Genomic DNA, 21,535 nt, shown 5'->3' with positions numbered 1-21,535 from the left:
CCGTCCCGCACCCACACACCCGGCAGCAGACCCGCCCGCTATGGATGCGTCACGAAGTCGATCAGTTCTTCCACTCTGCCCAGCAGCTCCGGCCGCAGATCCTTGTAGCTGCGCACCGAGCCGAGGATCCGCTGCCACGCCGCCCCCGTGTTCTCCGGCCAGCCCAGCGCCCGGCAGACGCCCGTCTTCCAGTCCTGCCCCCGCGGCACCCGGGGCCACGCCTCGATGCCCACCGAGGACGGCTTCACCGCCTCCCACACGTCGATGTAGGGGTGGCCGACGATCAGGGCGTGGTCGCCGGTGACCTCCGCCGCGATGCGGGACTCCTTGGAGCCGGGCACCAGGTGGTCCACGAGGACGCCGAGGCGTGCGTCGGGGCCGGGGGAGAAGTCGGCGACGACCGCCGGGAGGTCGTCGATCCCCTCCAGGTACTCGACGACGACGCCCTCGACGCGCAGGTCGTCGCCCCAGACCCGCTCGACGAGTTCGGCGTCGTGGCGCCCCTCGACGTAGATGCGTCCCGCGCGGGCGACTCTGGCCCGCGCCCCGGGGACCGCCACCGAACCGGAGGCGGTGCGCGAGGGACGTACCGGCGCACTCGCGCCGGGGGCCGCGGCCGGGCGCACCAGCGTCACCGTCCTGCCCTCCAGGAGAAACCCCCGCGGCTCCATCGGAAAGACGCGGTGCTTGCCGAAGCGGTCCTCCAGGGTCACCGTCGGGCCCTGCGCGGTCTTCTCGCAGCGGATCACCGCCCCGCAGAAACCGGTGCTCAGCTCCTCCACCACGAGGCCGGCGTCCGCCGCCACCTCCGGTACGGGCTTCGGCTTCTTCCAGGGGGGCGTGAGATCGGCGGAGTACAGACGGCGCTGCGGGCCCGGAGGGCCCTCGGAGGGGTGGTGGCGGGAGACGGGTGGGCGCATTCTGCCGACGATAGGAAGAACGGGCGGGCCATCCGTCACGACACGCCGGAAATCGCCGCCAGTGTGGCGCGCTGCGCACGGACATAAGCCGCATCCACCACCGCACCGTGCCCCGGCACGTACCGCGCGTCCTCGCCGCCCAGCTCCAGGAGCCGGTCCAGCGCCGCCGGCCACCGCGAGGACACCGCGTCCGGGCCGGCCTGCGGTTCGCCCGACTCCTCGACGAGGTCGCCGCAGAAGACGATCTCCCGCTCGCCGTCCCCGCCGTCCCCGCCGTCTCCGCCGTCCCCGCCGGGGACCAGGACCGCCAGGTCGTGGCCCGAGTGGCCGGGGCCGACGTTCGCGAGGAGGACCTGGACGCCGCCGCCGAGGTCGAGCGTCCACTCCCCGCACACCAGGTGATGGGGGTGGACAAGGAGGTCCACCGCCTCCGCCGCCGCCCGCGGGTCCAGGCCGTGCCGCACCGCGTCCGCGCACAGCTCCTCACGGCCCTTGTCGAGAACCGTGTCGATGCCCACAGCCCCGTACACCTCCACGCCCGCGAAGGCCGCGGCCCCAAGGACATGGTCGAAGTGCGGATGCGTCAACGCGAGATGCGTCACGCGGCGACCGCCGCCGAGGAGCTCTCTGGCCCGCGTCCGCAGGGCCGCGCCCTCGGCCAGGCTCGACCCGGCGTCGATCATCAGGGCCGCCCCGTCACCGACGACGAGCCCCGCCGTGCAGTCCCACACCGGCAGGCGGCACCGCCCCACGCGCGGTGCGAGTCGCTCCCAGCCCGCCGCTTCCCATGCCGGCTCCACGTCCATACGGTGACGCTAACCGCTGCGGCGGCGCCTGGCATGACCAACCAGCCTCCGGGCATGAGCAACGGGGTCCGGGTCCGGCCTTGCCGGGTCCGTACCCGACGCCCGTACACTGACCCTTTGACAGGCTGGCACTCACCCGCGTTGAGTGCCAGGCAGGGGTCCACGCCGGGGATCACCGCGACGGATGACGTGCTGGAGGTGCGCGCGATGCTCAGTGAACGCAGGCTCGAAGTGCTGCGCGCCATCGTCCACGACTATGTCGGGACGGAGGAGCCGGTCGGCTCCAAGGCGCTCACCGAGCGGCACCGACTCGGCGTCTCCCCGGCCACGGTCCGCAACGACATGGCGGCGCTGGAGGAGGAAGGGTTCATCGCCCAGCCCCACACCAGCGCGGGGCGCATCCCGACGGACAAGGGCTACCGCCTGTTCGTCGACAAGCTCGCCGGCGTCAAGCCGATGACCGCCCCCGAGCGGCGCGCCATCCAGAACTTCCTCGACGGCGCCGTCGACCTCGACGACGTCGTGGGGCGCACGGTGCGGCTGCTCGCGCAGCTGACCCGGCAGGTCGCCGTCGTGCAGTACCCCTCGCTGACGCGGTCGACCGTGCGGCACGTGGAGCTGCTCTCGCTCGCTCCCGCGCGCCTGATGCTCGTCCTGATCACCGACACCGGCCGGGTCGAGCAGCGCATGATCGACTGTCCGGCGCCCTTCGGGGAGACGTCGCTCGCGGATCTGCGGGCGCGGCTCAACAGCAGGGTCGCGGGCCGCCGCTTCGCGGACGTCCCGCAGCTGGTGCAGGACCTGCCCGAGGCCTTCGAGGCCGAGGACCGCGGCACCGTCTCGACGGTGCTCTCCACCCTCCTCGAAACGCTTGTCGAGGAGACCGAGGAGCGGCTGATGATCGGCGGCACCGCCAATCTCACCCGCTTCGGACATGACTTTCCCCTCACGATCCGCCCCGTTCTCGAAGCCCTTGAGGAGCAGGTCGTGCTCCTCAAGTTGCTTGGCGAGGCGACGGATTCGGGCATGACCGTACGGATCGGTCACGAGAACGCCCATGAGGGCCTCAGCTCCACCTCCGTGGTCTCGGTCGGCTACGGTTCGGGCAGCGAGGCAGTCGCCAAACTAGGCGTGGTCGGACCGACCCGCATGGACTATCCGGGAACGATGGGAGCAGTACGCGCAGTGGCACGTTACGTCGGACAGATCCTGGCGGAGTCGTAAGTGGCCACGGACTACTACGCCGTACTCGGCGTGCGCCGCGACGCTTCCCAGGACGAGATCAAGAAGGCCTTCCGGAGGCTGGCGCGTGAGCTTCACCCGGATGTGAATCCGGATCCGAAGACTCAGGAGCGCTTCAAGGAGATCAACGCCGCGTACGAGGTGTTGTCGGACCCGCAGAAGAAGCAGGTCTACGACCTCGGCGGCGACCCGCTGTCCCAGGCGGGCGGCGGCGGAGGCGCGGGCGGCTTCGGCGCCGGTGGCTTCGGCAACTTCTCCGACATCATGGACGCGTTCTTCGGGACGGCGTCGCAGCGGGGACCGCGGTCGCGTACGCGTCGCGGCCAGGACGCCATGATCCGGCTGGAGATCGACCTCGACGAGGCCGCCTTCGGGACGACCAAGGACATCCAGGTCGATACGGCCGTGGTCTGTACGACCTGTAGCGGTGAGGGAGCCGCGCCGGGGACCTCCGCTCAGACGTGTGACATGTGCCGCGGTCGCGGTGAGGTGTCGCAGGTCACGCGGTCCTTCCTCGGACAGGTCATGACCTCGCGGCCGTGCCCGCAGTGCCAGGGCTTCGGCACCGTCGTGCCGACGCCGTGCCCCGAGTGCGCCGGTGACGGCCGCATCCGGTCGCGGCGGACGCTGACGGTGAAGATCCCGGCCGGTGTCGACAACGGCACCAGGATCCAGCTCGCCGGTGAGGGCGAGGTCGGGCCCGGTGGCGGTCCCGCCGGTGACCTGTACGTGGAGATCCATGAGCTGCCGCACGCCGTCTTCCAGCGGCGCGGTGACGATCTGCACTGCACGGTCACCATCCCGATGACCGCGGCGGCCCTCGGCACGAAGGTGCCGTTGGAGACGCTGGACGGCCTGGAGGAGATCGACATCCGGCCGGGCACGCAGTCCGGTCAGTCGGTGCCGCTGCATGGGCGTGGCGTCACGCATCTGCGGGGCGGTGGGCGCGGTGACCTCATCGTGCACGTCGAGGTCCTTACGCCGACCAAGCTCGACGCCGAGCAGGAGCGGGTGCTGCGGGAGCTGGCGCAGCTGCGGGGTGAGGAGCGGCCTACGGGGCAGTTCCAGCCGGGGCAGCAGGGGTTGTTCTCGCGACTGAAGGACGCGTTCAACGGGCGGTAGCGCCTTGAGCGGGATTTGTTGTGCCCCCGGGGCGGGTTCTCTCCCGTGCCGGGGGCGCTTTGTTGTCTGCGCGCGGGTTGTGTGTGGTTGCTCGCGCAGTTCCCCGCGCCCCTGGGTGGGGTGCCTGTGTTGTCTGTCTTGTGCGGGGTGTCGTGGGTTGCTCGCGCAGTTCCCCGCGCCCCTGATGGGGCGTCTCCGTGGTCTGTCTGTGCGGGGCGTCTGTGGTTGCTCGCGCAGTTCCCCGCGCCCCTGGGTGGGGTGCCTGTGTTGTCTGTCTTGTGCGGGGTGTCGTGGGTTGCTCGCGCAGTTCCCCGCGCCCCTGATGGGGCGTCTCCGTGGTCTGTCTGTGCGGGTTGTGTGTGGTTGTTCGCGCTGTTCCTCGCGCCCCTTAGGGGGCGCGGCCCCAGCGGGGGCCTGGGGGGCCGGCGGCTCGATTCGGTTGGTTGTGTTGGGCGTGGCACGATGCGTGCATGTCCTCCGCACTGACCGATCTCTGCCGCCATCCGATCGTGCAGGCCCCCATGGCGGGCGGCGCGTCCTGTCCGCAGTTGGCCGCGGCCGTCTGTGAGGCCGGCGCCCTGGGTTTCCTCGCCGCCGGGTACAAGACCGCCGACGGGATGTACCAGGAGATCAAGCAGCTGCGGGGCCTGACCTCGCGGCCCTTCGGCGTCAACCTCTTCATGCCGCAGCCGGACACCGCGGACGCCGCCGCGATCGACGTCTACCGCAGCCAGCTCGCCGGTGAGGCCACCTGGTACGAGACGCAGCTCGGCGACCCGGACAGCGGGCGCGACGACGGGTACGACGCCAAGCTCGCGATCCTGCTCGACGACCCGGTGCCGGTCGTCTCCTTCACTTTCGGGTGCCCCACCCGCGACGTGCTGGACTCCTTCGCGCGCGTCGGCACCCTCACCGTCGTCACCGTCACCACGCCGGAAGAGGCCCAGGCCGCCCAGTGGGCCGGCGCCGACGCCGTGTGCGTGCAGGGCGTCGAGGCGGGTGGCCATCAGGGCACCCATCGCGACAACCCCGAGGCCGACGGCGCCGGGATCGGGCTGCTCTCCCTCATCACGCAGATCCGCGAGACCGCGCAGATCCCCCTGGTCGCCACCGGCGGCCTGATGCGCGGCGCGCAGATCGCCGCGGTCCTCGCGGCGGGCGCGGACGCCGCGCAGCTCGGCACGGCGTTCCTGGTCACGCCCGAGTCGGGCGCCCACGCCCTGCACAAGCAGGCCATGACCAATCCGTTGTTCGTGCGGACCGAGCTGACCCGGGCGTTCTCCGGGCGGCCCGCGCGCGGCCTCGTCAACCGCTTCATGCGCGAGCACGGCCCGTACGCCCCCGCCGCCTACCCCCAGGTGCACCACCTGACCAGCGGCCTGCGCAAGGCCGCCGCGAAGGCCGGTGACGCGCAGGGCATGGCCCTGTGGGCCGGGCAGGGCCACCGGCTCGCCCGGGAGCTGCCCGCCGGGCAGCTCGTGGAGGTCCTCGCGGCCGAACTCGCCGAGGCCGAGGACGCGTTGGCCGCCGAGGATCAGGGCGGCGCCGCGTGACCGCCCCCGTCTTCGTCGTCGAGCACTTCGACGCGGACCGTGGTGGACGGTACGTACTCGACGGCCCCGAGGGGCGCCACGCGGTCTCGGTGAAGCGGCTGCACGCCGGTGAGGACGTCGTCCTGACCGACGGCGCCGGACGGTGGGCGCACTGCGTGGTCCTCGACACCGAGGGCAAGGACCGGCTCGTCGTACGGATGGACCCCGTGACCGAGGAGCCCGAGGCCTCGCCCCGCGTCACCGTCGTACAGGCGCTGCCGAAGGGGGACCGCGGGGAGCTCGCCGTCGAGACCATGACGGAGACCGGTGTCGACGCGGTCGTGCCGTGGGCCGCGTCGCGCTGCATCACGCAGTGGAAGGGCGAGCGCGGCCTGAAGGCGCTGGCCAAGTGGCGGGCGACCGCGCGCGAGGCGGGCAAGCAGTCGCGCCGGGTGCGCTTCCCCGAGGTCGCGGACGCGGCGTCCACCAAGCAGGTCGCCGCCCTCCTCGCGGACGCCGACTTCGCGGCCGTCCTGCATGAGGAGGGCAGCGAGCCGCTGGCCACCGCCGGACTCCCGGCGAGCGGTCGCATCGTGCTCGTCGTCGGGCCCGAAGGTGGCGTTTCCCCGGACGAGTTGGCGGCCTTCGCCGCGGCGGGCGCGAAGCCGTACCGCCTCGGACGTAGTGTGTTGCGCACATCGACCGCGGGGACCGCGGCGACGGCGCTGCTGCTCGGACGCACGGGCCGCTGGTCCTGACCGACCCTCTGGGGGACGCGTTGGAACTCGCTCAGGTACGCCTGCTCGTCACGGACTTCCCCGCCTGCTACCGCTTCTACGCCGACGTCCTCGGCCTGAAGCCGCAGTCGGGCGCGCAGGACGGCCCGTACGAGAAGTTCAGCCCGGCCGTCGGCTCGGCGGGCATCGCGTTGCATGACCGGGCGACGATGGCCGGGATCCTCGGCGAACTGGGCGAGGCGGCGACCGGGCACCGCTCCCTGGTGGTGCTGCGCGTCGACGACCTGGACGCGTACTGCGAACAGATCGTCGCCCGCGGAGCCGTCCTCGCGCACGGACCCGCGCCGATGACGGACCGCATGCGCGTCGCCCACCTCAAGGACCCGGAGGGCAATGTGGTGGAGCTCCAGGAGTGGCTGCTGCTGCGCGGCTGACCGGATTTAGCGGGCGTATGCGCGAGCGGTCTACCGCCCCGGCGTACGGAGTGGCATTCTGCCGCCCATGGGGGCTTTGAGGCGGTTACCGCAACGGAACGCGTGGCAGCGGCGCAGGCCGGTCCTGTACGCCGTGGGGCTCGCCGGCGCGGCCGCGCTCGGCGTCACCGCGTGCGACCCCGCGAACGGCGATCTGAACACGGCGGCGGTCGCGCTCACCACCGACCGGATGGGCACCAAGGAGCTGGAGCGCCAGAAGCTCGACGTGGCGTGGCTCAGCTGCACCGCCCGCTACCAGGACCGGGTGACCCCGAAGAGCGGCGGGCCCACGGAGAAGACCGTCGTGGAGGTGGACTGCCAGGGCGAGACCGGCGGCAACGACGGCAACGACGGCAACGACGGCAACGACGGCAACAAAGACATCACCATCAAGGGCAAGGTGTCCTCCCTCGTCGACGACCGCTGCGTACGCGGCGACCTCACCGCCAAGGTCGACGGCAAGGAGTGGTTCCGGGTCGACGTGCTCGGCAACTGCGGTGCCGGCGACGGTGACGGTGGCGGCGGGACGCCGACCCCGGCCCCGCCCGGTTCCTCCCCGCCGCCGCCCTCCCACGACCCGCCCGAGCCCCGCCCCACCGTGACCGTGACGGTGACCGTCACCCCGGACCCGCCGCCCCCGACCTGCGACTGCCTGCCGGGGAAGTGACGTGGCCCGCCGGGCGGTCCACCCCGGCCGAAGTGATCCAAACCGCTTCCGGGCCGCCCGGCGCCTGCCTACGCTGGACGGTGTGACACAGACTGCGTACCTCCGGTATCCGCACATCCACGGCGAGTTGGCCACGTTCACGGCTGAGGACGACGTCTGGGTCGCCCCCCTCGACGGGGGCCGCGCCTGGCGGGTCAGCGCCGACAACACGCCCGTGAACCATCCCCGCGTCTCCCCGGACGGCACCACCGTCGCCTGGACGTCCACCCGCGACGGGGCGCCCGAGGTGCACATCGCGCCCGTCGACGGCGGCCCCTCCAAGCGGCTGACGTACTGGGGCAGTTGGAAGACGGGCGTGCGCGGCTGGACCCCCGACGGGAAGGTTCTCACGGTCTCCGCCGCGGGCCAGGCCTCCTGGAGCCGCTGCTGGGCGCGGGCCGTCCCGCTGGACGGCGGACCCGCCGCCACCCTGCCCTACGGCCTCGTCGGCAACGCCACGCACGGCCCCGACGGGCAGGTCCTGCTGACCTCCGCGCCCCTGGGCCGTGAGGCCGCCTGGTGGAAGCGGTACCGGGGCGGCACCGCGGGCAAGCTGTGGCTCCGCGAGGCGGCGGACACGGAGTTCGTACGCCTCCATGAAGAGCTCGGCGGGAACATCGAGTACCCGCTGTGGGTGGGGGACCGGGTCGCCTTCCTCTCCGACCACGAGGCCGTCGGCGCCCTCTACTCCTGCCTGCCCGACGGCTCCGACCTGCGCCGCCACACGCCTCTCGACGGCTTCTACGCCCGGCACGCCGCCACCGACGGCACCCGCGTGATCTACATGAGCGCCGGCCGGCTCTGGCTTCTGGACGACCTGGCCGACGCCGAGCCGCGCCCCCTCGACATCCGCCTCGGCGGCCAGCGCACCGACCTCCAGCCGCACCCCGTGTCCGCCGCCCGCTGGTTCGGGTCCGCCGCGCCCGACCACACCGGCCGCGGCAGCGCCGTCTCCGTACGCGGCTCCGTGCACTGGGTCACGCACCGCGAGGGCCCGGCCCGCGCGCTCGCCGCCACGCCGGGCGTGCGCGCCCGGCTGCCCCGCACCTTCCGCGTGGCGGGCGAGGAGCACGTCGTGTGGGTGACCGACGCCGAGGGCGACGAGGCGCTGGAGTTCGCCCCGGCCACCGGCCCCGCGCCCGGCGCGACCCCGCGCAGGCTCGCCGCCGGGCAGCTCGGCCGGGTCCTCGGGCTCGCCATGTCGCCGGACGGCAGCCGCGCCGCCGTCGCCTCGCACGACGGGCGCGTCCTGCTCGTCGAGCGGGAGAGCGGCGAGGTCCGCGAGGTCGACCGCAGCGAGGACGGCGAGGTCACCGGACTCGTCTTCTCACCGGACTCCGCCTGGCTCGCCTGGTCGCACCCCGGCCCGAGCCCGCTGCGGCAGCTCAAGCTCGCGGGCACCGCCGACCTGTCGGTGGCCGAGGCGACCCCGCTGCGCTTCCGCGACTACTCGCCGGCGTTCACGCTCGACGGCAAGCACCTCGCCTTCCTCTCCGCCCGCGCCTTCGACCCGGTCTACGACGAGCACGTCTTCGACCTCGCCTTCGTCGGCGGCTCCCGCCCGTACCTCCTCACGCTCGCCGCGACCACGCCGTCCCCGTTCGGGCCGCAGCGGCACGGCCGGCCCTTCGAGGGGCAGGACAGCCCCGGCGCCGAGACGCCCGACAGCGAGGGCGCGCCCGTCACCCGCGTCGACTTCGACGGGCTCGCCGACCGCATCGTCGCGTTCCCCGTCGAGGCCGCCCGCTATACGACGCTGCGCGCCGCCAAGGACGGCCTGCTCTGGCTGCGCCACCCGGTGCGGGGCGTGCTCGGCGCCTCCCGGGCCACCCCGTCCGACCCGGAGCCGCACACCGAGCTGGAGCGGTACGACCTCGCCCAGCGCCGCGTGGAGGAACTGGCCGCCGACGCCGACCACTTCGCGGTCACCGGCGACGGCAAGCGGGCCCTGCTGTGGACCGACGGCAAGCTGAAGGTGGTGCCCAGCGACCGGCGCGCCTCCGGCGACGAGGACAGCGACTCGAACATCTCCGTCGACCTGACCCGCATCCGCCACACCGTCGACCCGGCCGCCGAGTGGCGTCAGATGTACGACGAGACGGGCCGCCTCATGCGGGACAACTTCTGGCGGCCCGACATGGGCGGCGTCGACTGGGACGGCGTACTGGAGCGCTACCGCCCCGTGCTCGACCGTGTCGCCACCCACGACGACCTCGTCGACCTGCTCTGGGAGGTCCAGGGCGAGCTGGGCACCTCGCACGCGTACGTCGTCCCCGGCGGCTCGGGCGGCGGCTCGGGGCTCCGGCAGGGGCTCCTCGGCGCGGACCTCTCGCGGGGCGAGGACGGCCTGTGGCGTGTCGACCGCGTCCTGCCCTCGGAGACCTCCGACCCCGCCGCGCGCTCCCCGCTGGCGGCGCCCGGCGTCGCGGTCCGCCCCGGCGACGCGCTGATCGAGGTCAATGGACGGCCCGTCGACCCCGTGACCGGCCCGGGACCGCTGCTCGTCGGCACCGCGGGCAAGCCCGTCGAGCTGACCGTCTCGCCCTCGGGCGGCGGCGACCCCCGGCACGCCGTGGTCGTCCCCGTCGACGACGAGGTGCCGCTGCGCTACCACGCCTGGGTCGCGGACCGGCGGGCCTACGTCCACGAGCGTTCGGGCGGCCGCCTCGGCTACCTCCACGTCCCCGACATGCAGGCGCCGGGCTGGGCGCAGATCCACCGGGACCTGCGCGTCGAGGTCGCCCGCGAGGGCCTGGTGGTCGACGTCCGCGAGAACCGCGGCGGCCACACCTCCCAGCTCGTCGTGGAGAAGCTGGCGCGCCGCGTGGTCGGCTGGGACCTGCCGCGCGGCTCACGGCCCCTCAGCTACCCCCTGGACGCGCCGCGCGGGCCCGTCGTCGCCGTCGCCAACGAGTTCTCCGGGTCCGACGGCGACATCGTCAACGCGGCGATCCGGGCGCTCGGCATCGGACCCGTGGTCGGCACCCGCACGTGGGGCGGCGTCGTCGGCATCGACAGCCGCTACCACCTGGTCGACGGCACGCTGGTGACGCAGCCGAAGTACGCGTTCTGGACGGAGGGCGAGGAGTGGGGGGTGGAGAACCACGGCGTCGACCCCGACGTCGAGGTCGTGATGACCCCGGACGACTACGCGGCGGGCCGCGACCCGCAGTTGGACGAGGCGGTGCGCATCGCGCTCGCCGCGCTGGCGGAGCACCCCGCCAAGAGCGCGCCGGACCTGCCCTGGACGCCGTAGACCGTGTCCGCGCCCCGGCGGCCCGCCGCCGCGCGGCGCGGAGGGATAGCATTCCGTGCGTACTGATCACTGCTCCTGAGGAGGCCGGACCCATGGCGGGCGAAGCGCGAAGCGACTGCCTGTTCTGCAAGATCGTCGCGGGCGAGGTGCCGGCGGCCAAGGTCCGGGAGACGGAGACGACCCTCGCCTTCCGCGACATCAACCCGCAGGCCCCCACGCACGTCCTGGTGATCCCCAAGGTGCACCACCCCGACGCCGCGGCGCTGGCCGCCGCCGAGCCGCAGATCGCCGCGGACGTGCTGCGCGAGGCCCAGGAGGTCGCTACCGAGGAGGCCGCGGAGAGCTACCGCATCGTCTTCAACACCGGTGCGGGCGCCGGGCAGACCGTCTTCCACGCGCACGCGCACGTCCTGGGCGGCCGCGGCCTCCAGTGGCCTCCCGGATAGCGGGGCCGGCCCCTCTTGTCGTCACGTGAACTGGTGGTGCTCGGCACCGCCAGCCAGGTCCCGACCCGGCACCGCAACCACAACGGCTACGTGCTGCTCTGGGACGGCCAGGGCATCATGTTCGACCCCGGCGAGGGCACGCAGCGGCAGATGCTGCGCGCCGGGGTCGCCGCGCACGACCTGCACCGGATCTGCGTCACGCACTTCCACGGCGACCACAGCCTCGGCCTCGCCGGGGTGATCCAGCGCCTCAACCTCGACCGGGTCCCGCACCCCGTCACCGCCCACTACCCGGCGTCCGGGCAGCGCTTCTTCGACCGGCTGCGGTACGCGACGGCGTACCGCGAGACCGTCGCGCTCACCGAGGCCCCGGTCGCCGCCGACGGCCCGCTGGCCGCCACCCCCTCGTACACTCTCGACGCGCGGAAGCTCTCCCACCCCGTCGAGTCGTACGGCTACCGCCTCACCGAACCCGACGGACGACGCATGCTGCCGGAGCTGCTGGCCGAGCGCGGCATCAAGGGGCCCGACGTCGGGCGGCTCCAGAAGGAGGGCGCCCTCGGCGGCGTCACGCTGGACGAGGTGAGCGAGGTGCGGCGCGGGCAGCGCTTCGCCTTCGTGATGGACACCCGGCTCTGCGACGGCGTGTACGCGCTCGCCGAGGGCTGCGACATGCTGGTCATCGAGTCGACGTTCCTCGACGAGGACATACAACTGGCGGAAGACCACGGCCACTTGACGGCCGGCCAGGCCGCCCGGGTGGCCGTCGACGCGGGCGTGCGGCATCTCGTACTGACGCACTTCAGCCAGCGCTACCCCGACCCGGGCGTCTACGAACAGCAGGCCCGCGCCGCCGGTTTCGACGGCGAACTCACCGTCGCCCGCGACCTGTCGCGCGTCCCCCTCCCCAAGCGAACCTGAGACCCCCACCGCACACCCAGCACAGAACTGAGCGAGACCGCACCATGCCGATCCCCAAGGCCGAACTCCACCTCCACATCGAAGGCACCCTCGAACCCGAGCTGGCCTTCGCGCTGGCCGCGCGCAACGACGTCGAGCTGCCCTACGCCGACACCGAAGAGCTGCGCAAGGCCTACCTCTTCGAGGACCTCCAGTCCTTCCTGGACCTCTACTACAGCCTGATGGCCGTGTTGCGCACCGAGGCCGACTTCGAGGAACTCGCGGACGCCTACCTCACCCGCGCCGCCGCCCAGGGCGTGCGGCACGCGGAGATCTTCTTCGACCCGCAGGCACACATCGCGCGCGGCGTATCCATCGGCACCGTCATCGAGGGCCTGTCCCGCGCGCTGGAGCACAGCGAGGAGCGGCACGGCGTCTCCACGCGGCTCATCATGTGCTTCCTGCGCGACCAGTCCGCCGAGTCCGCGATGGAGACGCTGGAGGCCGCCAAGCCCTACCTCCACCGGATCATCGGCGTCGGCCTGGACTCCGCCGAGGTCGGCCACCCGCCGGTCAAGTTCAAGGAGGTGTACGAGGCCGCCGCCGCCCTGGGACTGCGGCTCGTCGCGCACGCCGGCGAGGAGGGCCCGCCCGCGTACATCACCGAATCCCTGGACGTGCTGCGCGTCGAGCGCGTCGACCACGGGCTGCGCTGCATGGAGGACCCGGAGCTGGTCGAGCGCCTGGTCCGCGAGCGCGTGCCGCTCACGCTCTGCCCGCTCTCGAACGTCCGGCTGCGCGCCATCGACATCCTCGAAGAACACCCCCTGGCGCGGATGCTCGACGCCGGACTGATGTGCACGGTCAACTCCGACGACCCGGCCTACTTCGGCGGATACGTCGACGACACCTTCCACGCCGTGCACGAGGCGCTCGGCATCGGCCAGGAGCAGCTGCGCACGCTCGCGCGGAACTCCTTCGAGGCGGCCTTCCTCGACCGGGACGCGGCGGACGAGGAGCTGCGGGCGCGGTACCTCGCCGAGGTCGAGGCTTATTCGTTCGACTGAGCACGGTCGGCGGGGTTACGGTCCTTGACATGGACTCCATCGCGCAGATCTACGGCTGACACGGCCTCACACGGCCCCCGCCCGCCCTTCGGGGCTGAGGCGGCGGCCCGTCGTGCCTGTCACGAATCCGTAGCTCTCTGTACGCGAAGGAACTCTCATGTCATCCCGTGGACCCTCCCGTCGGCGTGCCCATATCGCGATGATCGGCGTCCCGATGGTCAGCCATGTGCTGCCCGGCCTGGAGATCATCCGTGAGCTGGCCGCGCGCGGCCACCGCGTGACGTACGCCAACGACCCCGCGACCGCCGGGCTGATCGAGCCCACCGGCGCCGAACTCGTCCCGTACGACTCGACGCTCCCGCACCGCGACAACATCTGGCCCGACGACCCGATCGAGGCGAGCGCGCTCTTCCTCGATGACGCGATGGCGGTGCTGCCGCGGCTGCGCGCGGCATACGACGACGACCCCGCCGACCTGTATCTGTACGACATCGGCGCGTACGTCGGCCGGGCGCTCGCCGAGGCGCAGGGGCGGCCCGTGGTGCAGCTGTCCCCGACCTTCGTGGCCTGGGGCGGCTACCAGGAGGACGTCGGCGCGCACCTCGCGCGGCTGCCGGGCGCCGATGCCCTGGAGGCCCGCTTCAAGGGGTGGCTCGCCGGGTGCGGGGCCACCACGCTGGACGTCGCCCAGTTCTCGGGGGTCCCGCCGCGGGCCCTCGCCACGATCCCGCGGGCCATGCAGCCGTACGCCGACACCGTCGACCCCAGGGTCGACTTCGTCGGGCCGTGCTTCGGCGACCGTGCGCGGCAGGGGAGCTGGACGCGTCCCGAGGGTGCCGAGAAGGTGCTCCTGGTCTCGCTCGGCTCGGCGTACACCAAGCAGCCGGAGTTCTACCGGCACTGCGTGTCCGCGTTCGGGGACCTTCCGGGGTGGCACGTCGTCCTCCAGATCGGCAAGCATGTCGACCCGGCCGAGCTGGGCGGGGAGCTGCCCGCGAACATCGAAGTCCGCTCCTGGGTGCCGCAGTTGGCGATCCTGGAACAGGCCGACGCGTTCGTCACCCATGCCGGCATGGGGAGTTCCAGTGAGGGGCTGTACACCGGGGTGCCGATGATCGCCGTACCGCAGGGCGCCGAGCAGCCGATGAACGCGGACCGGCTGGTGGAGCTGGGCGTGGCGCGGCGCCTGGACACGGCGGACGCGACGGCTGGAGCGCTGCGGTCGGCCCTGCTGGCTCTGGTGTCGGACCCCGAAGTCGCCGGGCGCTGCGGGCGGTTGAGGGCGGAGGTCCGGGCGGAGGGCGGCACGTCACGGGCGGCGGAGCTGATCGAGGCGGAGCTGTAGTGACCGGCCCCGCGCACCATTGACGGGCCTTGTTCGTATACCTAGTCTCCGTTCTCATGTATGGACAGAGTTTGGTCATCACGGATGTCCGCCTCACGCCGGTCCTGGTCGCCGATCCCCCGCTCCTCAACACCCAGGGTGTCCATCAGCCCTACACGCCGCGTCTCATCGTCGAGGTGGTCACGGCGGGCGGGGTGACGGGGATCGGGGAGACGTACGGTGACGGGAAGTACCTGGAGCTCGCGCGGCCGCTGGCCGAGCGGCTGCCCGGGGGCAAGGTCTGCGACGTGAACCGGCTGTTCACACTCGCGGACGAGGTGGCCGTGGACGCCGCCCGGGTCGACGAGGCCGTCGACGTCGGCGGTCTGCGCGGCGTGCAGAGCGCCGACAAGCTGCGGCTGTCCGTGGTCTCCGGGTTCGAGGTGGCCTGCCTGGACGCGCTCGGCAAGGCGCTCGGCCTGCCCGTGCACGCCCTGCTCGGCGGCAAGGTGCGGGACGCGGTGGAGTACAGCGCCTACCTGTTCTACAAGTGGGCCGAGCATCCGGCGGGCCGCGCGAGCGAGCCGGACGACGGCTGGGGCGCCGCCCTCGACCCGGCGGGGATCGTCGCCCAGGCCCGGCTGTTCACCGAGCGCCACGGCTTCGGGTCGTTCAAGCTCAAGGGCGGTGTCTTCCCGCCGGAGGAGGAGATCGCCGCGATCCGCGCCCTCGCCGAGGCGTTCCCGGGCAGGCCGCTGCGGCTGGACCCCAACGGGGCCTGGTCCGTGGAGACTTCGCTGAAGGTCGCCGCCGAACTCGGTGACGTACTGGAGTACCTGGAGGACCCCGCGCTCGGCACCCCCGCCATGGCGGAGGTCGCGGCGGGCACCTCGGTGCCGCTGGCCACGAACATGTGCGTGACGACCTTCGAGGAGATCCCGGAGGCCTTCGCGAAGGGCGCCGTGCAGGTCGTCCTCTGCGACCACCACTACTGGGGCGGGCTGCGGCGCACGCGGGAGCTGGCCGCGGTGTGCCGGACGTTCGGGGTCGCCGTCTCCATGCACTCCAACACGCACCTGGGCATCAGCTTCGCCGCGATGACCCACGTGGCGGCGACCGTGCCCGGCCTCGGCCACGCCTGCGACTCGCACTACCCCTGGCAGTCCGAGGACGTCCTGACCTCCCGCCTGCGGTTCACGGACGGCAAGATCCCGGTTACCGACACCCCCGGCCTCGGCGTGGAGCTGGACCACGCCAAGCTCGCCGCCCTGCACGCGCGCTGGCTCGACGACGGCTTCCGCGCCCTGCGGGAGCGGGACGACGCGGCGGCGATGCGGGCGGTCGACCCCCGGTGGACGACTCCGGCGGTGCCGCGCTGGTAGCGCCCGCACCCCGCGGCACACCGGTATCCCCGGCCTCCAGGGCGCGTCGTCCGTTACGTTGCCTGCATGGTCGTACCCGTACAGCCCACCGTCGACCCGCTGAAGGCGGCCCGCAGAGCCGGTGATCCGGCCTGTGACGTCTACCTCACCGGCACGGTCTTCCTCGACATCATCTTCACCGGGCTCGACTCCGCGCCCGTGCGCGGGACCGAGTCCTGGGCGCGCGGCATGGGGTCCAGCCCCGGTGGCGTCGCCAATATGGCGACCGCGCTCGCCCGTCTCGGCCTGCATACGTCCCTGGCCGCCGCCTTCGGCGACGACCACTACGGGGAGTACTGCTGGGACGCCCTCGAAGGGGGCGAGGGCATCGACCTCGCTTCGTCGCGGACCGTGCCCGGCTGGCACACGCCCGTGACGGTCTCCATGGCGTACGAGGGTGAGCGGACCATGGTCAGCCACGGCCACGAGCCGCCCCCCGACGCCGAAGCCCCGGACGGCGGCGCCCCCTCCTGCCCGCCCCGCGCCCGCGCCGCCGTCGCCTCCCTGACGCCCGGCGCCCGCGCCCCCTGGATCGGGCAGGCCGCCCGCAGCGGCACCCGGATCTTCGCCGACGTCGGCTGGGACGACACCGGGCGGTGGGATCTCGCCGGGCTCGCCGACCTGGCGCACTGCGAGGCGTTCCTGCCGAACGCCGAGGAGGCGATGCGCTACACCCGTACGTCGTGCCCGCGGGCCGCGGCCAGGGCCCTGACCGACCACGTGCCGCTGGCGGTGGTGACGCTGGGTGCGGAAGGGGCGTACGCGGTGGACGCGCGGACCGGCGAGACCGCCGAGGTGCCGGCCATCGAGGTCGAGGCGCTGGACCCCACCGGGGCCGGTGACGTCTTCGTGGCGGGCTTCGTCACCGGGACGCTGGCCGGGTGGCCGCTGGCCGACCGGCTGGCCTTCGCCGGGCTCACCGCGGCGCTCTCCGTGCAGGAGTTCGGCGGCTCCCTGTCCGCGCCCGGCTGGGCGGAGGTCGGGGCCTGGTGGCGGCGCGTACGGGAGTTCGACGAGCAGGACCCCGTGGCGCTGCGGCGGTACAGCTTCCTGGAGGACCTCCTGCCGGCCGCCAGCCGCCCGTGGCCGCTGCGCAGGGCGGTGCCGACCATCGGCTTCCGCTCCGCGTAGCCGCCCCCGGCCGAAAAGCCCTACGGCACTGACAGTGCCGCGTCGTACCCTTGGCAGTGCAAGGCCGCCGAGCGGCCCCCGCACCCCGCACGAGGAGGATGAGCAGGCCTTCAGAGCCGACCCATGACTCAGACACCGACGACCCACACGGCGCAGGACCAGGCGCGAGCCCACTTCACGGTCCCGGCGAAGCACCCGATGGTGACCGTCCTCGGCTCCGGCGACGCTCTCCTGCGCGTGATCGAGAAGGCCTTCCCGGCGGCCGACATCCATGTCCGGGGCAATGAGATCAGCGCCGTGGGCGCGGCCCACGAAGTCGCCCTCATCCAGCGCTTGTTCGACCAGATGATGCTGGTGCTCCGCACCGGTCAGCCGATGACGGAGGACGCAGTGGAACGCTCGATCGCCATGCTGAGGGCGGACGAGAACGGCGGTGGCGCGCAGGAGACCCCCGCCGAGGTCCTCACACAGAACATCCTCTCGTCGCGCGGGCGCACCATCCGTCCCAAGACCCTGAACCAGAAGCGGTACGTCGACGCGATCGACAAGCACACCATCGTCTTCGGGATCGGGCCCGCCGGTACGGGCAAGACCTACCTCGCCATGGCCAAGGCCGTGCAGGCCCTGCAGTCCAAGCAGGTCAACCGCATCATCCTGACCCGGCCCGCGGTCGAGGCGGGCGAGCGGCTCGGCTTCCTGCCCGGCACGCTCTACGAGAAGATCGACCCGTACCTCCGCCCGCTCTACGACGCCCTGCACGACATGCTCGACCCGGACTCGATCCCGCGCCTGATGGCGGCGGGCACGATCGAGGTGGCGCCCCTCGCCTACATGCGTGGTCGCACCTTGAACGACGCGTTCATCATCCTCGACGAGGCGCAGAACACCAGCGCCGAGCAGATGAAGATGTTCCTCACCCGCCTCGGCTTCGACTCCAAGATCGTCATTACCGGTGACATCACCCAGGTCGACCTGCCGGGCGGTACCAAAAGCGGGCTCCGCGAGGTCCAGCGGATCCTGGAGGGCGTCGAGGACATCCACTTCTCCCGGCTCACGTCCGACGATGTCGTACGGCACAAGCTGGTCGGCCGTATCGTCGACGCGTACGAGCAGCACGACAGCCGCGACGGGAAGTAGACCAGCACCACCATGTCGATCGACGTCAACAACGAATCCGGAACCGAGGTCGACGAGCAGGCGATCCTCGACATCGCCCGCTACGCCCTCGCGCGGATGCGCATCCACCCGCTGTCCGAGCTCTCGGTGATCGTGGTGGACGCCGACGCCATGGAGCAGCTGCACATCCAGTGGATGGACCTGCCCGGGCCCACGGACGTCATGTCCTTCCCCATGGACGAGCTGCGCCCGCCCATGAAGGACGACGAGGAGCCCCCGCAGGGCCTCCTCGGTGACATCGTGCTCTGCCCCGAGGTCGCCACCCAGCAGGGCAAGGACGCCCCGACGCAGCACTCCATGGACGAGGAGCTCCAGCTCCTGACCGTCCACGGAGTGCTGCACCTGCTCGGGTACGACCACGAGGAGCCGGACGAGAAGGCCGAGATGTTCGGGCTCCAGGCCGCGATCGTCGACGGCTGGCGCGGCGAGAAGGGCCTCACCGGCCCCTCCCCGGCGCCCACCGTCTCCTGAACGCCATGAGCTTCCAGCTGATCGCCGGGGCCGTCGCCCTGGTCGTCGTCGCATGGCTCGCGGCGTGCGCCGAGGCGGGCATCGCCCGCGTCTCCAGCTTCCGCGCCGACGAGGCGGTCCGCTCCGGGCGGCGCGGCAGCGCGAAGCTCGCGCAGGTCGCCGCCGACCCGACCCGCTACCTCAACGTGGCGTTGCTGGTGCGCGTGGTGTGCGAGATGGCCGCCTCGGCCCTGGTGACGTACGCCTGCCTCAAGGAGTTCGACCGCACCTGGGAGGCCCTCGCCATCGCCATCGGCGTGATGGTCCTCGTCAGCTACGTCGCCGTCGGCGTCTCCCCGCGCACCATCGGCCGCCAGCACCCGCTGAACACCGCGACCGCGGCGGCGTACGTCCTGCTGCCGCTGGCCCGCGTCATGGGCCCGATCCCGCCCCTGCTGATCCTCATCGGCAACGCCCTCACGCCCGGCAAGGGCTTCCGGCGCGGCCCGTTCGCCTCCGAGGCCGAGCTGCGCGCGATGGTCGACCTCGCCGAGAAGGAGTCCCTGATCGAGGACGAGGAGCGCCGCATGGTGCACTCCGTCTTCGAGCTCGGCGACACCCTGGTACGCGAGGTCATGGTGCCCCGCACCGACCTCGTCGCCATCGAACGGTTCAAGACGATCCGCCAGGCCCTCACCCTCGCGCTGCGCTCCGGCTTCTCGCGCATACCCGTGACGGGGGAGAGCGAGGACGACATCGTCGGCATGGTGTACCTGAAGGACCTGGCCCGCAAGACGCACATCAACCGCGACAGCGAGTCCGAGCTGGTCTCCACGGCCATGCGCCCCGCCACCTTCGTGCCCGACACGAAGAACGCCGGCGACCTGCTGCGCGAGATGCAGCAGGAGCGCAACCACGTGGCCGTGGTCATCGACGAGTACGGCGGCACGGCCGGCATCGTCACGATCGAGGACATCCTGGAGGAGATCGTCGGCGAGATCACCGACGAGTACGACCGTGAGCTGCCGCCCGTTGAGGAGCTGGCGGACGGCTGCTACCGCGTGACGGCGCGGCTCGACATCGGCGACCTCGGGGAGCTCTTCGGGTTCGACGGGTTCGACGACGAGGACGTCGAGACGGTCGGCGGGCTGCTCGCCAAGCAGCTGGGCCGCGTCCCGATCGCGGGCGCCTCGGCGGTCGTGCCGCTGCCGGACGCCCGGGAGCTGAGGCTCACCGCGGAGTCCGCCGCGGGCCGCCGGAACAAGATCGTGACGGTGCTGGTGGAGCCGGTCGCGGCGGCCGGGGCGACGGCGGAGGGGGAGCCCGAGTGACCCCCGAGGAGCTGCGGACATTCTGCCTCTCCTGCAACGACGCGGCGGAGGACTTCCCCTTCACGCCGGAGATCTCGGTCTTCAAGGTGGCCGGAAAGATGTTCGCGCTCACGGCCCTCGGCGCCCGCCCGCTCACCGTCAACCTCAAGTGCGATCCGGACCTGGCGGTCCAGCTGCGCGCCGCGCACCCGGAGATCGTCCCGGGCTGGCACATGAACAAGCGCCACTGGAACACGGTGACGGTCGACGGCACCGGCGGAACCCTCCCCGCCCGGCAGCTCAGGGAACTCATCGAGGACTCGTACGACTTGGTGGTCGCCGGCCTGCCCCGCGCCCAGCGGCTGCGGCTGAATCGCCCCTGAGCCCTGAGCCCTGAGCGGCCGCTGAGACACGGGCCCACTCGGCAGAGTGTCCCAACAACCCCTCGCCATCGGCGTGCAGGGGCGGAGCAACGCGAGCGACACCAAAGACGAGTCATGCGTCGAGGCCGCCGGGAACGGTGAGTCGGTCCTGGTGCGCGATTCCACGCGTCCTCGCGGGGCCGTGCTCGTCTTCCGCCCACAAGCCTGGGCTGCCTTCCTCGTCCTGGCCGCGAGACCGGCTCCGGCCGTCGCGCCCCACCCTTCACGGGACGGCGCGACGGCCCGCCGCTGAGCGGGCCGGGCCCTCGTCAGGTGCGTCGGCGGGCCCGTCAGGCGCGGGAGCGCCACCCCCATGGCATCGGCGGCGTCGGTCGCGGACGCCTCCGGTACGTCGGACGGCGCCAAGGCGCGCAGGCTCGGGGAGCTGCGGGAGTTCCTGATGAGCCGCCGGGCGAGGGTCACTCCCAAGGCGGCGGGGCTCCCGGGAGGCGGTGGGCGGCGGCGCGCGCCCGGGCTGCGTCGCGAGGAGGTCGCCGTGCTCGTCGGCGTCGGGGCACCACCTGTACGGGCTCGCCGGGCTCAACCCGCTGCCCGAGGTCGAGCGGGGCGGCCGGGAGACGTGGGCCTCGGCGCGGGGCCGACGAGAGGGGATCCGCTCCGTCGCCGGGTGACGTCCGAGGTGCCTCTCGTGCGGGCGGGGTGACTCCCGGGGCGGGTGGGGCGCTCTTTATGCTCATGCCATGACGCAGAGCACCGACCTCGGTCCCGAGGACCGCAAGATCGTCACCCTCGCCCGTTCGGCCCGGGCCCGCAACGGCGTGCCCGAGGGCGCGGCCGTGCGGGACGAGACGGGCCGCACCTACGTGGCGGGGACCGTGGACCTTGAGTCGCTTCGGTTGTCCGCGCTGCGGACCGCCGTGGCGATGGCGGTCGCCTCGGGGGCCGAGTCGCTGGAGGCCGCCGCCGTGGTCTCCGGTGCCGAGGCCCTCACCACGGAGGATCTCGCCGCCGTGCGCGACCTCGGCGGGGCCGGTACGCCGGTCTTCCTCGCGGGGGCCGACGGGGAGGTCAGGGCCCGGATCGAGGCGGGCTGAGACGGGCTGACCGCCCGGTGCGGGAAGGGGGTCGCGGGG

General features: G+C 72.6%; 21 protein-coding genes and 1 pseudogene. 20 read left to right on the top strand and 2 right to left on the bottom strand.

Annotated features, from left to right (window positions below; genetic code table 11):
• Window positions 1–38 precede the first annotated feature (38 nt).
• Window positions 39–920 (bottom strand): DUF3097 domain-containing protein, encoded by an 882-nt coding sequence (locus tag ACOBQB_RS22025; RefSeq protein ID WP_423593869.1) that lies wholly within the window; start codon window positions 918–920, stop codon window positions 39–41.
• A gap of 35 nt (window positions 921–955) precedes the next feature.
• On the bottom strand, window positions 956–1,726 hold the full coding sequence (locus ACOBQB_RS22020; protein ID WP_423593868.1) for an MBL fold metallo-hydrolase: 771 nt from the start codon (window positions 1,724–1,726) through the stop codon (window positions 956–958).
• A gap of 207 nt (window positions 1,727–1,933) precedes the next feature.
• Here ACOBQB_RS22020 and hrcA point away from each other — a divergent pair, with 207 nt between their 5' ends.
• The 20 genes and pseudogenes from hrcA (at window position 1,934) to ACOBQB_RS21920 (ending at window position 21,496) form a co-directional block, all read left to right on the top strand.
• Window positions 1,934–2,950, top strand: coding sequence for a heat-inducible transcriptional repressor HrcA (gene hrcA / locus ACOBQB_RS22015; protein WP_423598662.1), 1,017 nt, complete (start codon window positions 1,934–1,936; stop codon window positions 2,948–2,950).
• The gene (gene dnaJ / locus ACOBQB_RS22010; RefSeq protein WP_423593867.1) at window positions 2,951–4,090 is read left to right on the top strand and encodes a molecular chaperone DnaJ; all 1,140 of its coding nucleotides are present in this window, start codon (window positions 2,951–2,953) and stop codon (window positions 4,088–4,090) included.
• 470 nt (window positions 4,091–4,560) lie between these two features.
• Window positions 4,561–5,643 carry a nitronate monooxygenase gene (locus ACOBQB_RS22005; RefSeq protein WP_423593866.1) on the top strand — a complete coding sequence of 361 codons (1,083 nt, stop codon included), beginning with the start codon at window positions 4,561–4,563 and terminating at the stop codon, window positions 5,641–5,643.
• Window positions 5,640–6,380: a 16S rRNA (uracil(1498)-N(3))-methyltransferase gene (locus ACOBQB_RS22000; RefSeq protein WP_423593865.1), complete on the top strand. Its 741-nt coding sequence runs from the start codon at window positions 5,640–5,642 to the stop codon at window positions 6,378–6,380. Before ACOBQB_RS22005 ends, ACOBQB_RS22000 begins: the two co-directional genes overlap by 4 nt.
• 20 nt (window positions 6,381–6,400) lie before the next feature.
• On the top strand, window positions 6,401–6,793 hold the full coding sequence (locus ACOBQB_RS21995) for a VOC family protein (protein WP_423593864.1): 393 nt from the start codon (window positions 6,401–6,403) through the stop codon (window positions 6,791–6,793).
• Between the two features lie 67 nt (window positions 6,794–6,860).
• Window positions 6,861–7,499, top strand: a complete 639-nt coding sequence (locus ACOBQB_RS21990; RefSeq protein WP_423593863.1) for a hypothetical protein — start codon at window positions 6,861–6,863, stop codon at window positions 7,497–7,499.
• 82 nt (window positions 7,500–7,581) lie between these two features.
• Window positions 7,582–10,794 (top strand): S41 family peptidase, encoded by a 3,213-nt coding sequence (locus ACOBQB_RS21985; protein ID WP_423593862.1) that lies wholly within the window; start codon window positions 7,582–7,584, stop codon window positions 10,792–10,794.
• A 92-nt stretch (window positions 10,795–10,886) separates the two neighbouring features.
• Window positions 10,887–11,240 (top strand): histidine triad nucleotide-binding protein, encoded by a 354-nt coding sequence (locus tag ACOBQB_RS21980; RefSeq protein WP_423593861.1) that lies wholly within the window; start codon window positions 10,887–10,889, stop codon window positions 11,238–11,240.
• Window positions 11,241–11,255: 15 nt separating this feature from the next.
• A complete protein-coding gene (locus ACOBQB_RS21975) occupies window positions 11,256–12,161 on the top strand; it encodes a ribonuclease Z (RefSeq protein ID WP_423593860.1) in 906 nt (301 codons plus the stop codon).
• A gap of 44 nt (window positions 12,162–12,205) precedes the next feature.
• On the top strand, window positions 12,206–13,207 hold the full coding sequence (locus ACOBQB_RS21970; RefSeq protein ID WP_423593859.1) for an adenosine deaminase: 1,002 nt from the start codon (window positions 12,206–12,208) through the stop codon (window positions 13,205–13,207).
• Between the two features lie 157 nt (window positions 13,208–13,364).
• The gene (locus tag ACOBQB_RS21965; RefSeq protein WP_423593858.1) at window positions 13,365–14,552 is read left to right on the top strand and encodes a macrolide family glycosyltransferase; all 1,188 of its coding nucleotides are present in this window, start codon (window positions 13,365–13,367) and stop codon (window positions 14,550–14,552) included.
• Window positions 14,553–14,608: 56 nt separating this feature from the next.
• Window positions 14,609–15,913 (top strand): glucarate dehydratase family protein, encoded by a 1,305-nt coding sequence (locus ACOBQB_RS21960; RefSeq protein WP_423593857.1) that lies wholly within the window; start codon window positions 14,609–14,611, stop codon window positions 15,911–15,913.
• A 66-nt stretch (window positions 15,914–15,979) separates the two neighbouring features.
• On the top strand, window positions 15,980–17,083 hold the full coding sequence (locus ACOBQB_RS21955) for a carbohydrate kinase family protein (RefSeq protein WP_423593856.1): 1,104 nt from the start codon (window positions 15,980–15,982) through the stop codon (window positions 17,081–17,083).
• Window positions 17,084–17,206: 123 nt separating this feature from the next.
• Complete coding sequence (locus ACOBQB_RS21950) at window positions 17,207–18,220, top strand: PhoH family protein (protein ID WP_423593855.1); 1,014 nt, start codon at window positions 17,207–17,209, stop codon at window positions 18,218–18,220.
• 12 nt (window positions 18,221–18,232) lie between these two features.
• On the top strand, window positions 18,233–18,730 hold the full coding sequence (gene ybeY, locus ACOBQB_RS21945; protein WP_423593854.1) for an rRNA maturation RNase YbeY: 498 nt from the start codon (window positions 18,233–18,235) through the stop codon (window positions 18,728–18,730).
• Between the two features lie 5 nt (window positions 18,731–18,735).
• A complete protein-coding gene (locus ACOBQB_RS21940) occupies window positions 18,736–20,040 on the top strand; it encodes a hemolysin family protein (RefSeq protein ID WP_423593853.1) in 1,305 nt (434 codons plus the stop codon).
• Window positions 20,037–20,402 (top strand): MmcQ/YjbR family DNA-binding protein, encoded by a 366-nt coding sequence (locus ACOBQB_RS21935; protein WP_423593852.1) that lies wholly within the window; start codon window positions 20,037–20,039, stop codon window positions 20,400–20,402. Before ACOBQB_RS21940 ends, ACOBQB_RS21935 begins: the two co-directional genes overlap by 4 nt.
• A gap of 46 nt (window positions 20,403–20,448) precedes the next feature.
• Window positions 20,449–20,694, top strand: a complete 246-nt coding sequence (locus ACOBQB_RS21930; RefSeq protein WP_423593851.1) for a DUF397 domain-containing protein — start codon at window positions 20,449–20,451, stop codon at window positions 20,692–20,694.
• Between the two features lie 60 nt (window positions 20,695–20,754).
• Window positions 20,755–20,955: pseudogene (locus ACOBQB_RS21925) on the top strand (XRE family transcriptional regulator); the annotation flags it as partial.
• 187 nt (window positions 20,956–21,142) lie between these two features.
• Window positions 21,143–21,496, top strand: a complete 354-nt coding sequence (locus ACOBQB_RS21920) for a cytidine deaminase (RefSeq protein ID WP_423593850.1) — start codon at window positions 21,143–21,145, stop codon at window positions 21,494–21,496.
• Window positions 21,497–21,535: the final 39 nt, after the last annotated feature.

Source organism: Streptomyces sp. G5(2025), from assembly GCF_049542075.1.
Classification (GTDB): Bacteria; Actinomycetota; Actinomycetes; order Streptomycetales; family Streptomycetaceae; genus Streptomyces.
Note: the sequence above shows the minus strand (reverse complement) of the source record. Positions and strands in the feature narration are given on the sequence as shown.